Below are 13,527 nucleotides of genomic sequence, written 5' to 3' on the forward strand. Positions count from 1 at the left end.
GGGGCTATAGCTCAGCTGGGAGAGCGCCTGCATGGCATGCAGGAGGTCAGCGGTTCGATCCCGCTTAGCTCCACCAATTACTGCCAGGGTTTGCATTGCAGACTTTTGCGAAGGTTATGTCCCCTTCGTCTAGTGGCCTAGGACACCGCCCTTTCACGGCGGTAACAGGGGTTCGAGTCCCCTAGGGGACGCCAGTTTTACACAAGCAGTGTTTCGACAGTGCTGGGCCGCGAGGCTAAAAATCTGGGGCTATAGCTCAGCTGGGAGAGCGCCTGCATGGCATGCAGGAGGTCAGCGGTTCGATCCCGCTTAGCTCCACCAATTACTGCCAGGGTTTGCATTGCAGACTTTTGCGAAGGTTACGTCCCCTTCGTCTAGTGGCCTAGGACACCGCCCTTTCACGGCGGTAACAGGGGTTCGAGTCCCCTAGGGGACGCCACGTTTACCCGCGTTTTGCGGGACTTTAAAGGCTCATTCGCATATTGAATGGGCCTTTTGTTTTTTCTCTCGAAAAAAATCCCATCGCCGCCCTCCGTTCTGGGGTAGACATTTCTCGTTCGCTCACTGCTAAATCCCTTTTTTGCCCTTGGGACATCAACATGAGCTGGGACCTGCCCACACCTTTCATCATCGACGTGCATGTCGGCAGCGAAGACATCGATGGCCTGGGGCATGCCAACAATGCCGTCTACGTCACCTGGCTGGAGCGGTGCGCCTGGCGGCATTCCCAACGCCTGGGGTTGGACCTGGCGGCGTATCGCCGGCTTGATCGCGCCATGGCGGTGGTCCGTCACGAAATCGATTACCTCGCCGCCGCTTACGAAGGTGACGAATTGGAATTAGCCACCTGGATCGTCGACTGGGACCAGCGTCTGCGCATGACCCGACGCTTTCAGCTGCGCCGTGCGCGCGATGGGGTGGTATTGCTTCGCGCCCGGACCACCTTTGCCTGTATCGAGCTCTCTACCGGCAAACCCAGGCGCATGCCTGCCGAATTTCTGGAAGGTTACGCGCCAGCGCTGATCCCGGCCTGAAGTACGCGCAAATTTTGCTAGACTGCCGCCTTTTGCGCCGAGATCATTCCATGCAAATTGCCCTGGCCCCGATGGAGGGGCTGGTCGACAACATTCTGCGAGACGTGCTGACCCGCGTAGGCGGCGTCGATTGGTGCGTCAGCGAATTCATCCGCGTCTGTGATCGTCTGCTGCCAGCTTCTTCGTTCCATAAACTGGCCCCCGAGCTGAGCAACGGCGCGCATACGGCGGCAGGGGTGCCCATGCGTGTGCAACTGCTGGGGTCTGACCCGGCGTGCCTTGCCGATAACGCTGCATTGGCCTGCGAGCTGGGCGCCCCGGTTATCGACCTCAACTTTGGCTGCCCTGCCAAGACGGTGAACAAGTCCCGGGGCGGGGCGGTGCTGCTCAAGGAGCCTGAGCTACTTCACGCCATTGTCCGCGAGGTCCGGCGCGCGGTGCCTGCCTCGATCCCCGTCACCGCCAAGATGCGCCTGGGCTTTGACAGCCCGGACGGGGCGCTGGACTGTGGCGTGGCCCTGGCCGAGGGCGGGGCGGCCCATTTGGTGGTGCATGCGCGGACCAAGGTTGAAGGCTACAAGCCACCCGCGCACTGGGAATGGGTGGCGCGCGTGCAGGACGTGGTCAAGGTGCCGGTGTTTGCCAATGGCGAGATCTGGACAGTCGAGGACTGGCGTCGTTGCCGGGAAGTCAGCGGCGCCGAGCACATTATGCTGGGGCGTGGCCTGGTGTCTCGCCCGGACCTGGGTATGCAGATCGCCGCCGCCAATGCCGGGACGCCCTACCAGGCCATGGGCTGGGATCAACTGCTGCCGCTACTTCAGGCATTCTGGGGTCAGGCCCAGGCCAAACTGTCACCCCGTTACGCCCCAGGACGCATGAAGCAGTGGGTCGCCATGTTGACGCGCAGCTACCCCGAGGCCGTGCTGCTGTTTGCCGAGCTGCGCCGCGAAGATGACTGCACGCGCATCGGGCACTTGCTTGGCCTGACGCCGACGGCAGATGAAGCACAGGTAGCGTGACCGCCTGGCACAGCCGAAATTTTTTTTGGCACTGCCCTTGAAAGCACATTGATGGGCCATATCTCTTGAGTACGCGATGCCGAATTCGGGTCGCGTAATGACTTACTTGCTGATATCTCAGGAGTTATGACCATGACTACCGCTTTCTCTCTTGCACCGCTGTTCCGCCACTCCGTTGGTTTCGACCGCTTCAATGACCTGTTCGAATCCGCGGCCCGTAATGAGGCCGGTAGCAGCTACCCGCCCTACAACGTGGAAAAGCACGGTGACGACCAGTACCGCATTGTGGTTGCCGCGGCTGGTTTCCAGGAAGAGGATCTCGACCTTCAGGTCGAAAAAGGCGTGCTCACCGTTACCGGTGGCAAGCGTGACAATGGCTCGGCAGAAGTGACATACCTGCACCAGGGCATTGCCCAGCGCGCCTTCAAGCTCTCTTTCCGCCTGGCTGACCACATCGAGGTCAAGGCTGCTGGCTTGGCCAACGGTCTGCTCAGCATCGATCTGCTGCGTATCGTGCCTGAAGAAGCCAAGGCCAAACGCATCCCGATCAACGGCGAGCAACCCGCGCTGAATTGATCCAGCGCATCAACAAGAAGGGCACCCTAGGGTGCCCTTCTTGCGTTATGCTGACGCGCCGCCACTTCAGGGCGCTTGCAACAGTTGCCGAAACGCCTGCAGCGGCAAAGGCCGGCTGTGCAGGTAGCCCTGGTACAGGTGACACCCCAGTTTTTCCAGAAACGCCAGCTGTTCGGCCAGCTCTACACCCTCGGCGATTACCGCAAGACCAAGGCTAAGCGCCATGGCCACGATGGCGCGGACGATTTCAGCATCGTTGGGGTCTATCGTCACGTCACGGACGAACGTCTGGTCGATCTTCAGGGCATCGACTGGAAGGCGTTTAAGGTAGGTCAGCGAGGAGTACCCTGTGCCGAAGTCGTCCATGGCAAACGTTACCCCGTGCCTTTGCAACTCCCGCATCTTGGCGATGGTGTCATCCAGGTTCTGGATGACGATACCTTCGGTGATTTCGAGCTTGAGCAGTTTCCTGGGCAGTTGACTGTCGTCGAGGCTGCGCAAGACGCGGCCTACAAAATCTTTCTGGCGAAATTGCCGTGGGCTGATGTTGACGCACAGGCTGAAATCGTCGACATCGATCAAGCCGTCGGCCAGCAGGTGGGCGCAGGCAACGCACGCCTCATCGAGTACCCAGTTGCCCACCTCCAGAATCAACCCGCTTTCCTCCAGGACCTGGATGAACTGGCCCGGCGACTGCTGGCCGAGTTGGGGGTGGTGCCAGCGTAACAGCACCTCGGCACCGACGATCCGGTTGTCGCGCGCGTCGACCTGTGGTTGGTAATGCAGGGCCATTTCGCCACGGGCCAGCGCCAGGCGTAGATCACTCTCCATGCGCAGGCGTTCGCTGGCCGCCTTCTGCATGGTGGCGTGAAACAGTTGAGTCGTATTGCGCCCGGAGTCCTTGGCGCGGTAAAGCGCGATGTCGGCGCGTTTGAGCAGATCGGCTGGGGTTGTGCCGTGGTCCGGGATCAAAGCCACGCCAATGCTGGGGGTCACCTGCAGGCGCTGGCCGTCGAGTGACATGGGCTGGGCCAACAGGGCGCGTACGGTGTCAGCCAGCTGGCGAACCGTATCCTCCACCTCATCACGATTGCCTTCCAGGCCGCTGAGCAGTACCACGAACTCGTCACCACCCAGCCGTGCCACGGTGTCCTCCACACGTACACTGGCCTCAAGCCTGGCCGTGATGATCTTGAGCACGGCATCACCGACCGGGTGGCCCAGCGAGTCGTTGATGTGCTTGAAATGATCCAGGTCGAGGAAAAGCAGGGCGCCACGCAAGTCGCGCCGCTTGAGCAGGGCAATCTGCTGACCCAGCCGCTCCATCAGCAGGGCACGGTTTGGGAGATTGGTCAGCGGGTCATGGTAAGCAAGGTGACGGATCTGTGCCTGGGCTTGTTTCAGTTGGCTGACGTCCCGCGCGGTCATCAGTAGGCACTCTACATCGTTGAGCATGATCTGCTCCACGGACACCTCTACCGTCAGGAGATCGCCGCGCTTGTTGCGCCCCAGCATTTCCCGATGATGTACCCGGCCATACTCGCGCAGTTCAGCCAGCAGGGCGGTTCGCTGTTGCGCATCGGTCCAGATTCCAATGTCGAATACGGTGCGCCCGACGACGTCGCCCACCGAGTATCCAGTCAACCGGCAGAAACCGTCGTTGATTTCCAGGTAGCGCCCGGTTAGGCATTCGGTGATGGTGATGGCGTCCGGGCTTGAGTGAAACGCCTTGGCGAATTTCTCTTCGCTGGATTTGAGCGCTGCCTCTGCCCGCTGCTGTTGAGTGATGTCGCGCAGCGTGGTGACGCTGCAGGGTTGGTCGCCCACCGTGATGAGGCGGCTGGAGATCAGGCAGGTCAAGGCTTCGCCACTGCGGTGGTGGACGACCAACGCCACGTTGCTCAAGGCCTGCTCGCGGATGACCCGCTCGATGCGGTGGGCTCGCAGGGCAGATTCGGCCCACAGGCCTATCTCCTGGGCCGTGCGGCCGATCAACTGCTCGGTCGTCCAACCGAAGGTGTGGGTAAAGGCGGGGTTGATCTCGATGAACTGTCCCGTGTCCTGACGCGTCACGCAGATCGGGTCGGGGCTGACTTGAAACAGGCTGGCAAACTTTTCTTCCGAGGCACTGAGGCGAAGCTCGCGTTCAACCTGGTCGGTGATGTCGAGCAGGGTGCCCGCCATGCGCAGAGGGTTGCCGTGCTCGTCGCGATACAAGCGCGCACGGCTTTCGATATACCGCGAGACGCCGTTCTCCAACTGTACCCGGTACGTGAACTGATAATTGCCGGCCGGCCCTTCGCGCAGGCTGCTGTAGGCCTTGCGCATGGAGAGGCGTTCCTGTTCCGCAACGCCTTCGAAAAACGCATCGAAGGACTCGTGAAAGGCTACTGGCGGCAGCCCGTGCAGTTGTGCAGCCCGCGCCGAACCGTAGAGCATGCCGCTGGGAATGTGCCAGTCCCACGTGCCCAACTGCGCCGAGTCCAGCGCAAGGTCCAGGCGCTCCTGGCTGTCCTTGAGGGCAAGGTCCGCGCGCTTGCGCTCGGTGGTGTCGACGAAGGTGCTGAGCTGATAGGTGGTGCCTTCGAGCTCAATGCCCTGGGTGCAAAGGATGCCATCATGGACCTTGCCGTCGCTGCCGCGGAACTGCACCTCCATGGTCAGCGGGCCGCCGTTCAGGCGAGAAGAATCGAGCATGTGCTGGCGTTGCGCAGCGTCGGCCCACAAACCCAGCGCCACGCTGGTGCGGCCGATGACCTGGCTGGCGGGCCAGGCGAACGTATCTTCGAAGTGCTGATTGACTTCGAAGATCATGCCGTCATGACGACGGGTCAACAAAATGGCGTTGGGGCTAAGGTGGAAGAGGGTAGCGAGGCGCTTTTCAGAGTTCATCAGCGCAGTTTCCCGCTCGCGCTGGCGTGTGATCTCGCGCACTACCCCAATCATCTGCGGCCTGCCGTGCCGGTCGCAGGTCAGGCTGCCATTGATCTCCAGCCAATGCAGGCTGCCGTCTGGCCAGCGAATGCGGTGGCGCATGGCTCGCCCTACCGGTTCGCCATCGAACACCGCCTGAAACGCCTTGCGTGTTCGCGCGCGGTCCTCCTCGGCAAGCAGGTCCAGGTAATCGATATCTCCAGGCAGGGCGCGCAGCGGGTCGAAACCGAACAGGGCCTGGGTACCGCGGGACCAGCTTACCCGGCCGCTTTCGATATCCCAAAGCCACGCACCCAGGCGCGCCCCGTTCAGGGCAGCCAACAGCTGCGGCGCACTCTGCCAGGCCTGCTCCGACGCCTCGGGGTCCGCCGCATGGATGCGCGGCAGGCGCATGAAGCGGTTTGCTGATTTGGGCATGGTTACCAGACCTTTGGCATGGGGCACATCCTTGAAGGGGCGGGCAGACGGCTGTTCAGGCGCTTGCGGCATGGTCATCGAGCAGGGCCATGAACGCCTTGGCGGCGTTGGACAGGGTGCGCTCGGTGTGCAGAATGTAGCCTAGCTGGCGGGACAACCCAATGCCGGGCAAGGCGATGGGCGCCACCTGCTCGTCAAGCATCGTGCGCGGCAGCACGCTCCACGCAAGGCCGATCGATACCATCATCTTGATGGTTTCCAGGTAGTTGGTGCTCATGGCGATGTTCGGTGTCAGGCCTTGGCTTTCGAACAGACGCTGGACAATGTGGTGGGTGAACGTATTGCCCCCTGGAAACACGGCGGGGTGGCACGACACATCAGCAAGGGTAACGGCGTCGTTGTTGGCCAATGGGTGCTCCGGGGCGGCTACGAAATCCAGCGCGTCCTGCCATACCGGTACAGCGTTGATCAGGGGATGAGGTTCAGGTGCCAGGGTGATGACGGCGAGTTCAGCTCGACCATGCAGAATCTCATCGTAGGCCTGTTCCGAATCCAGGAACTGAATATCCAACGCCACTGCCGGGTATTGGCGGGTGAAAGCCCGCAGCAGTGGGGGGAGGCGGTGCAGGCCGATGTGATGGCTGGTTGCTAGGGTCAGGCGACCCCCTACTTCTCCTGACAGATTGGTCAGCGCCCGTCGGGTATCCTCCAGTACGTTGAGAATCTGGTAGGCCCTGGGCAACAGTGCCCGCCCGGCTTCGGTCAAGGTCACCTCGCGCCCCAGGCGGTCGAATAACCGTGTGCTCAACTGCTGCTCCAGGCCAGCAATGCGCTTGCTGACAGCGGGCTGGGTCAGGTACAGGCGTTCTGCCGCACTGGAAAAGCTGCCGGTTTCCGCAATGGCGATAAATGCGCTGAGATTGGCCAAGTCCATTTACTGAATTCCTTTTGGTTATCCAAAGGATAAAAAATATGAATTTGAGTTATTCAATCTAACCCCCTAGCATCGCCCATACAAGCCAAGTGGTCTTTGGCATAGAAAGACGCTGATGAGGAACAGTCCGATGGCTGGCAAAACGCTCTACGACAAACTCTGGGAAGCCCACGAGGTCAAGCGCCGTGATGATGGCTCGTCCTTGATCTACATCGACCGTCACATCATCCATGAAGTGACCTCGCCGCAGGCTTTCGAAGGGCTGCGCCTGGCCAAGCGCAAGCCATGGCGTATCGATGCCAACATCGCCACGCCCGACCACAACGTGCCGACCACCCCCGAGCGCAAGGGCGGGATCGAGGCCATCGTCGACCAGGTGTCGCGCCTGCAAGTGCAGACCCTCGACGAGAACTGTGACGAATATGGCATCGTCGAATTCAAGATGAACGACGAGCGCCAGGGCATCGTTCACGTCATCAGCCCCGAGCAAGGCGCTACCTTGCCAGGCATGACCGTGGTCTGCGGCGACTCGCATACCTCAACCCACGGCGCCTTCGGTGCGCTGGCCCACGGCATCGGCACCTCCGAGGTCGAGCACGTGCTGGCTACCCAGTGCCTGGTGGCCAAGAAGATGAAGAACATGCTGGTGCGGGTCGAGGGGCAACTGTCGCCGGGTGTCACGGCCAAGGACATCGTCCTGGCGGTAATCGGCAAGATCGGCACTGCCGGTGGCAACGGTCACGCGATGGAGTTCGCCGGCAGTGCCATTCGCGAGTTGTCGATGGAAGGCCGCATGACCATCTGCAACATGTCCATCGAAGCCGGTGCCCGTGTCGGGTTGGTGGCCACCGACGCCACCACCATCGCTTACGTTGAAGGCCGCCCGTACTCGCCCAAGGGCGAGCAGTGGACCCGTGCTGTCCAGGTCTGGAAAGACCTGGTCTCCGATGAGGATGCCGTCTTCGATACCGTGGTCGAACTCGATGCCACGCAGATCAAGCCGCAGGTCAGCTGGGGTACCTCGCCAGAAATGGTGCTTGCCGTCGACCAGCGTGTGCCGGACCCGGCTGCCGAAGCCGACCTGGTCAAGCGTGGCTCCATTGAGCGCGCCCTGAAGTACATGGGCCTGAAGGCCAACCAGGCGATCACCGATATTCACCTGGATCGCGTGTTCATAGGCTCGTGCACCAATTCGCGCATCGAAGACCTGCGCGCGGCGGCAGAGATCGCCAAGGGCCGCAAGGTGGCGAGCAGCGTCAAGCAGGCCATCGTCGTCCCCGGCTCCGGCCTGGTGAAGGCTCAGGCCGAGCGTGAAGGCCTGGACAAGATATTCGTCGAAGCCGGCTTCGAATGGCGCGAGCCAGGTTGCTCGATGTGCCTGGCCATGAACCCCGATCGGCTGGAAAGCGGCGAGCACTGCGCATCCACCTCAAACCGTAACTTCGAAGGGCGTCAGGGCGCAGGTGGCCGCACGCACCTGGTGAGCCCGGCCATGGCCGCCGCCGCCGCCGTCACCGGCCACTTCATCGATGTCCGCGAGTTGATCCAAGGGAGCGCAGCATGAAAGCTTTCACTCAGCACATTGGCCTGGTTGCGCCGTTGGACCGTGCCAACGTCGATACCGACCAGATCATCCCCAAGCAGTTCTTGAAGTCGATCAAGCGCACAGGCTTTGGCCCCAACCTGTTCGACGAATGGCGCTACCTGGACGTAGGCCAACCCTATCAGGACAACAGCAAGCGCCCGGTAAACGAGGAATTCGTGCTCAATCACCAGCGCTACCAAGGCGCCAGCGTGTTGTTGGCGCGGGAGAACTTCGGTTGCGGGTCCAGCCGTGAGCATGCCCCTTGGGCACTGGACGAGTACGGCTTTCGGAGCATCATCGCGCCTAGCTTTGCCGACATCTTCTTCAACAACAGCTTCAAGAATGGCTTGTTGCCGATCATCCTCAGCGATGAAGACGTCGATGAGCTGTTCAAGCAGGTGGAAGCTGCGCCGGGTTACCAGCTGACCATCGACTTGCAGGCCCAGGCGGTCACACGCCCAGATGGCAAGGTGCTGCACTTCGAGATAGACGCATTCCGCAAGCATTGCCTGCTCAATGGCCTGGACGACATTGGTCTGACCTTGCAGGACAGCGAGGCGATCAAGGCGTTCGAGGACAAGCACCGTGCTGCGCAACCCTGGCTGTTTCGCGACGCCTGACTAAACCCTGCGCGCTCGCCGGCCTGCTTGCCAGCAGGTCGGTGCAAGCGGCGTCCCTCACGCACCTTGGCTCAAGCCAGTGCCACTGGCGCAATGGCCGAGCCCATATCGGCGACTACTCCAACACCAGGACATTCCAATGACGCGCACGCAGCATACCGATGTGGTTCAGCGCCAGTTCGGCGATCAGGCTGGGGCCTACCTCAGCAGCGCCGTGCATGCTCAAGGCAGCGAGTTCGCGCTGTTGCAGGCCCAGTTGCAGGGGCAGGGCGACGCACGCGTGCTGGACCTGGGCTGCGGGGCAGGTCACGTCAGCTTCCAGATTGCGCCGTTGGTGGCGCAGGTAGTCGCGTACGACCTTTCCCAGTCCATGCTGGACGTCGTCGCCAACGCTGCCGCCGATCGTGCGCTGACCAATATCATGACCGAGCGTGGCGCGGCAGAATCCCTGCCGTTTGCCGATGCTTCGTTCGATTATGTGTTCAGCCGCTACTCAGCCCATCACTGGAGCGATCTGGGCCTGGCGCTGCGCGAAGTGCGCCGCGTGCTCAAGCCGGGCGGTGTGGCTGCATTCATTGACGTCATGTCCCCGGGTAGCCCGCTGCTGGACACGTATCTGCAAGCAGTAGAGGTGTTGCGCGACACCAGTCACGTTCGCAATTACTCTGCTGCCCAGTGGCAGCGGCAGGTCAGCGAGGCCGGCCTGCGTGTTCGCAGTCATGCCCGGCAGTCACTGCGCCTGGAGTTCGGCAGTTGGGTCGAGCGCATGCGCACCCCTGAGCTGATGCGCCTGGCCATCCGCGAACTGCAGCAAGCCATGGGCGAAGAAGTACGGCAGTATTACCAGATCGAGGCCGATGGCTCGTTCAGCACGGATGTGCTGGTGCTGTGGGCAGAACGTTAAGCCTTTTTTGGCGCGGCCCCATTCGCCGCGCTGCGTGAATGCATAGAGGAAAGCATGAGCAAGCAGATTTTGATTCTTCCGGGTGATGGCATTGGTCCTGAAATCATGGCCGAAGCCGTCAAGGTGCTGGAGCTGGCCAATGACAAGTTCCAGCTCGACCTGAGCCTGGCCCATGACGTGATCGGTGGCGCAGCCATCGACAAGCACGGGGTGCCGCTGGCCGATGAAACCCTGGAGCGTGCACGCCAGGCCGATGCCGTGCTGCTCGGCGCCGTGGGCGGTCCCAAGTGGGACAAGATCGAGCGTGACATTCGCCCTGAGCGCGGCCTGCTGAAGATCCGCTCGCAGCTGGGGCTGTTTGCCAACTTGCGCCCGGCCATTCTCTACCCGCAGCTGGCCGATGCGTCCTCGCTCAAGCCGGAAATCGTTTCTGGCCTGGACATCCTCATCGTGCGCGAGCTGACCGGCGGCATCTACTTCGGTGCCCCACGTGGTCAGCGCGAGCTTGAAGGTGGCGAGCGCCAGGCCTATGACACCTTGCCCTACAGCGAAAGCGAAGTGCGGCGCATCGCCCGCGTGGGTTTCGATATGGCGCGGGTGCGTGGCAAGAAGCTGTGCTCGGTGGACAAGGCCAACGTTCTGGCTTCCAGCCAGCTGTGGCGTGAAGTGGTCGAGAGCGTGGCACAGGATTACCCGGATGTGGAACTGAGCCACATGTATGTCGACAACGCGGCGATGCAGCTGGTGCGCGCGCCGAAGCAGTTCGACGTCATGGTGACCGACAACATGTTCGGCGACATTCTGTCGGATGAAGCTTCCATGCTGACCGGTTCCATCGGCATGCTGCCTTCGGCGTCGCTCGATGCCAACAACAAGGGCATGTACGAGCCTTGCCACGGCTCGGCGCCAGACATTGCCGGTGCAGGGATCGCCAACCCGTTGGCCACCATCCTGTCCGTGTCGATGATGCTGCGCTACAGCTTCGACCAGTCGGCTGCCGCCGAGGCCATCGAGCAGGCGGTCAGCCTGGTGCTTGACCAGGGCTTGCGCACTGGCGACATCTTCTCCGAAGGCTGTCGCAAAGTAGGTACGCAGGAAATGGGCGACGCAGTAGTCGCAGCGCTGCGGAATCTGTAATCTCTCTGGCCCGCCATCCCCAATCCCGATGGCGGCCCACTTTTAGCAAAGGTGTAGTTGCGATGAAACGTGTAGGTCTGATCGGTTGGCGCGGCATGGTTGGTTCCGTGCTCATGCAGCGAATGCTGGAGGAGCAGGATTTCGACCTTATCGAGCCCGTGTTCTTCACCACCTCCAATATTGGTGGCCAAGGCCCGAACGTGGGCAAGGATACCGCGCCGCTCAAGGACGCGTATTCCATCGAAGAGCTCAAGACCCTCGACGTGATCCTGACTTGCCAGGGCGGCGACTACACCAATGAAGTGTTCCCCAAGCTGCGCGAAGCAGGCTGGCAGGGCTACTGGATCGATGCGGCCTCGTCCCTGCGCATGCAGGATGATGCAGTCATCGTGCTCGACCCGGTCAACCGCAAGGTCATCGATCACCAGCTCGACGCCGGTACCCGCAATTTCATCGGCGGCAATTGCACGGTCAGCCTGATGCTGATGGGCCTTGGCGGATTGTTCGAGGCCGGTCTGGTGGACTGGATGAGTGCCATGACCTACCAGGCAGCCTCCGGTGCAGGGGCGCAGAACATGCGCGAGCTGATCAAGCAGATGGGCGCCACCCATGCCGCGGTTGCCGATGACCTGGCCAACCCGGCCAGTGCCATCCTCGACATCGACCGCAAAGTGGCCGAGGCCATGCGCAGCGAGGCCTATCCGGCTGAAAACTTCGGCGTCCCCCTGGCTGGCAGCCTGATCCCCTGGATCGACAAGGAATTGCCCAACGGCCAGAGCCGCGAAGAATGGAAGGCGCAGGCCGAAACCAACAAGATTCTGGGTCGCTTCAAGAACCCGATTCCGGTGGATGGCATCTGCGTGCGCATCGGTGCCATGCGTTGCCACAGCCAGGCGCTGACCATCAAGCTGAACAAGGATGTGCCGATCGCCGACATCGAAGGCATGATCAGCCAGCACAATCCTTGGGTGAAGCTGGTGCCCAACCAGCGTGAAATCAGCATGCAGGAACTGACCCCTACCAAGGTGACCGGCACGCTGAATATCCCGGTTGGACGTTTGCGCAAGCTGAACATGGGTTCCCAGTACCTGGGGGCGTTCACGGTGGGTGACCAACTGCTGTGGGGCGCTGCCGAACCGCTGCGTCGCATGTTGCGGATCCTGCTGGAACGTTGATACGACCATCTGTACCCGAACCCGCGCTGCTTCCAGCGCGGGTTTTTATTTTAGGGCGCGCAGTGCAGGTGGCAGGGGAAGCCTGCGCACAGCTGGCGACTCCCTGCCACGGGTCGGCGTTGGCCTCGGTTGTGTAATGCAGGTAAAGTGCCGCTCCCGTTTCGCCAGAGGCAGCCTGCAATATGAAACCTTCATTCGATATCGCCGTCGTCGGTGCCACCGGCAGCGTCGGTGAGACGTTGGTCCAGATTCTCGAAGAGCTGGATTTCCCGGTCGCCACCCTGCACCTGCTCGCCAGCATCGAGTCAGCGGGCAGTAGCGTGATGTTCGCCGGCAAGAAGCTCAAGGTACGTGAGGTCGAGGGGTTCGATTTCGCGCAGGTCAAGCTGGCATTCTTTGCAGCCAGTGCCGCGGTCAGTCGCAGCTTCGCCACCCAGGCTGTGCAAGCGGGCTGCACCGTCATCGACCTGTCCGGTGCCCTGGACAACGCACTGGCTGTCGTTCCAGAAGCCAACGCCGATCAAGTGGCTGGGCTGAAGCTGCCCGCGCTGATCACCAGCCCCTGTTCAGGCGCCGTGGCCGCCGCCGCCGCCCTGGCCCCGATCAAGCATTTGCTGGACATCGAGCATGTTCAGGTGGTGGCGTCTTTGGCAGTGTCGGCTCAAGGCCGTGAGGCGGTCAACGAGCTTGCTCGGCAAACGGCCGAGTTGCTCAATGCCCGCCCGTTGGAACCGCGCTTCTTCGACCGCCAGGTCGCCTTCAACGTGTTGGCCCAGGTCGGCAAGGTCGACGAACAGGGCCATACCACCGTGGAGCGGCGCATGGTGCAGGAGCTGCGCGAGCTGTTGGGCCAGCCTGAACTGAGTATTTCAACAAGCTGCACTCAAGTCCCGGTCTTTTTCGGCGATAGCTTCAATGTGGCCGTGCAGTGCCGCCACGCCGTGGATCTGGCGGCCGTCAACCAGGCTTTGGAGGTGGCGCCTGGCATCGAACGGGTAGACCTAGACGACTATCCAACGCCGGTGGGCGACGCAGTCGGGCAGGACGTGGTCTATGTTGGACGTGTACGACATGGTGTTGATCAAGCGCAGCAGCTCAACCTTTGGCTGACCATCGACAATGTGCGCAAGGGCGCGGCGCTAAACGCTGTGCAGGTGGCGCAATTGTTGATTAAACACGGTCTGTAAAA

At 61.6% G+C, this 13,527-nt stretch carries 11 protein-coding genes and 4 tRNA genes; 13 read left to right on the forward strand and 2 right to left on the reverse strand.

The window, feature by feature from the left end:
- From FS767_RS14480 to FS767_RS14510, 7 genes are all read left to right on the forward strand, one after another.
- Window positions 1–76, forward strand: a tRNA-Ala gene (locus tag FS767_RS14480).
- Window positions 77–118: 42 nt separating this feature from the next.
- Window positions 119–194, forward strand: a tRNA-Glu gene (locus FS767_RS14485).
- Between the two features lie 51 nt (window positions 195–245).
- A tRNA-Ala gene (locus FS767_RS14490) sits at window positions 246–321 on the forward strand.
- A 42-nt stretch (window positions 322–363) separates the two neighbouring features.
- Window positions 364–439: transfer RNA gene (locus FS767_RS14495), tRNA-Glu, on the forward strand.
- 160 nt (window positions 440–599) lie between these two features.
- A complete protein-coding gene (locus tag FS767_RS14500; RefSeq protein WP_144966417.1) occupies window positions 600–1,034 on the forward strand; it encodes a thioesterase family protein in 435 nt (144 codons plus the stop codon).
- 50 nt (window positions 1,035–1,084) lie between these two features.
- Entirely contained in the window at window positions 1,085–2,056 is a 972-nt protein-coding gene (locus FS767_RS14505; protein WP_144966419.1) for a tRNA-dihydrouridine synthase, read from the forward strand.
- Between the two features lie 132 nt (window positions 2,057–2,188).
- Window positions 2,189–2,632 carry an Hsp20 family protein gene (locus FS767_RS14510; RefSeq protein WP_027916483.1) on the forward strand — a complete coding sequence of 148 codons (444 nt, stop codon included), beginning with the start codon at window positions 2,189–2,191 and terminating at the stop codon, window positions 2,630–2,632.
- A 66-nt stretch (window positions 2,633–2,698) separates the two neighbouring features.
- On the opposite strand, the gene FS767_RS14515 is transcribed toward FS767_RS14510, so the two are convergent.
- Window positions 2,699–5,983, reverse strand: coding sequence for a bifunctional diguanylate cyclase/phosphodiesterase (locus tag FS767_RS14515; RefSeq protein ID WP_144966421.1), 3,285 nt, complete (start codon window positions 5,981–5,983; stop codon window positions 2,699–2,701).
- Between the two features lie 55 nt (window positions 5,984–6,038).
- Window positions 6,039–6,917 (reverse strand): LysR family transcriptional regulator, encoded by an 879-nt coding sequence (locus FS767_RS14520; RefSeq protein WP_144966423.1) that lies wholly within the window; start codon window positions 6,915–6,917, stop codon window positions 6,039–6,041.
- A gap of 130 nt (window positions 6,918–7,047) precedes the next feature.
- On the opposite strand from FS767_RS14520, the gene leuC reads away from it, so the two are divergent.
- The 6 genes from leuC (at window position 7,048) to FS767_RS14550 (ending at window position 13,525) form a co-directional block, all read left to right on the forward strand.
- Window positions 7,048–8,481, forward strand: a complete 1,434-nt coding sequence (gene leuC / locus FS767_RS14525) for a 3-isopropylmalate dehydratase large subunit (protein WP_144966425.1) — start codon at window positions 7,048–7,050, stop codon at window positions 8,479–8,481.
- Window positions 8,478–9,122 (forward strand): 3-isopropylmalate dehydratase small subunit, encoded by a 645-nt coding sequence (gene leuD, locus FS767_RS14530; RefSeq protein WP_144966427.1) that lies wholly within the window; start codon window positions 8,478–8,480, stop codon window positions 9,120–9,122. The genes leuC and leuD overlap by 4 nt, the downstream gene beginning before the upstream one ends.
- 139 nt (window positions 9,123–9,261) lie before the next feature.
- Window positions 9,262–10,026, forward strand: coding sequence for a class I SAM-dependent methyltransferase (locus tag FS767_RS14535; RefSeq protein ID WP_144966429.1), 765 nt, complete (start codon window positions 9,262–9,264; stop codon window positions 10,024–10,026).
- 54 nt (window positions 10,027–10,080) lie between these two features.
- Window positions 10,081–11,163, forward strand: a complete 1,083-nt coding sequence (gene leuB / locus FS767_RS14540) for a 3-isopropylmalate dehydrogenase (protein WP_144966431.1) — start codon at window positions 10,081–10,083, stop codon at window positions 11,161–11,163.
- Between the two features lie 62 nt (window positions 11,164–11,225).
- Window positions 11,226–12,338 (forward strand): aspartate-semialdehyde dehydrogenase, encoded by a 1,113-nt coding sequence (gene asd / locus FS767_RS14545; protein ID WP_058637677.1) that lies wholly within the window; start codon window positions 11,226–11,228, stop codon window positions 12,336–12,338.
- Between the two features lie 182 nt (window positions 12,339–12,520).
- The gene (locus tag FS767_RS14550; protein ID WP_144966433.1) at window positions 12,521–13,525 is read left to right on the forward strand and encodes an aspartate-semialdehyde dehydrogenase; all 1,005 of its coding nucleotides are present in this window, start codon (window positions 12,521–12,523) and stop codon (window positions 13,523–13,525) included.
- The last annotated feature ends 2 nt before the right edge of the window (window positions 13,526–13,527 follow it).

The organism is Pseudomonas sp. DE0010, assembly GCF_007680745.1.
GTDB lineage: Bacteria > Pseudomonadota > Gammaproteobacteria > Pseudomonadales > Pseudomonadaceae > Aquipseudomonas > Aquipseudomonas parafulva_B.

Coding starts and splice junctions, on each gene's coding strand:
- FS767_RS14500 (WP_144966417.1), top strand. CDS start 600: ATGAGCTGGGACCTGCCCACACCTTTCATCATCGACGTGCATGTCGGC.
- leuB (WP_144966431.1), top strand. CDS start 10,081: ATGAGCAAGCAGATTTTGATTCTTCCGGGTGATGGCATTGGTCCTGAA.
- FS767_RS14535 (WP_144966429.1), top strand. CDS start 9,262: ATGACGCGCACGCAGCATACCGATGTGGTTCAGCGCCAGTTCGGCGAT.
- FS767_RS14515 (WP_144966421.1), bottom strand. CDS start 5,983: ATGCCCAAATCAGCAAACCGCTTCATGCGCCTGCCGCGCATCCATGCG.
- FS767_RS14510 (WP_027916483.1), top strand. CDS start 2,189: ATGACTACCGCTTTCTCTCTTGCACCGCTGTTCCGCCACTCCGTTGGT.
- FS767_RS14505 (WP_144966419.1), top strand. CDS start 1,085: ATGCAAATTGCCCTGGCCCCGATGGAGGGGCTGGTCGACAACATTCTG.
- FS767_RS14520 (WP_144966423.1), bottom strand. CDS start 6,917: ATGGACTTGGCCAATCTCAGCGCATTTATCGCCATTGCGGAAACCGGC.
- leuD (WP_144966427.1), top strand. CDS start 8,478: ATGAAAGCTTTCACTCAGCACATTGGCCTGGTTGCGCCGTTGGACCGT.
- asd (WP_058637677.1), top strand. CDS start 11,226: ATGAAACGTGTAGGTCTGATCGGTTGGCGCGGCATGGTTGGTTCCGTG.
- leuC (WP_144966425.1), top strand. CDS start 7,048: ATGGCTGGCAAAACGCTCTACGACAAACTCTGGGAAGCCCACGAGGTC.
- FS767_RS14550 (WP_144966433.1), top strand. CDS start 12,521: ATGAAACCTTCATTCGATATCGCCGTCGTCGGTGCCACCGGCAGCGTC.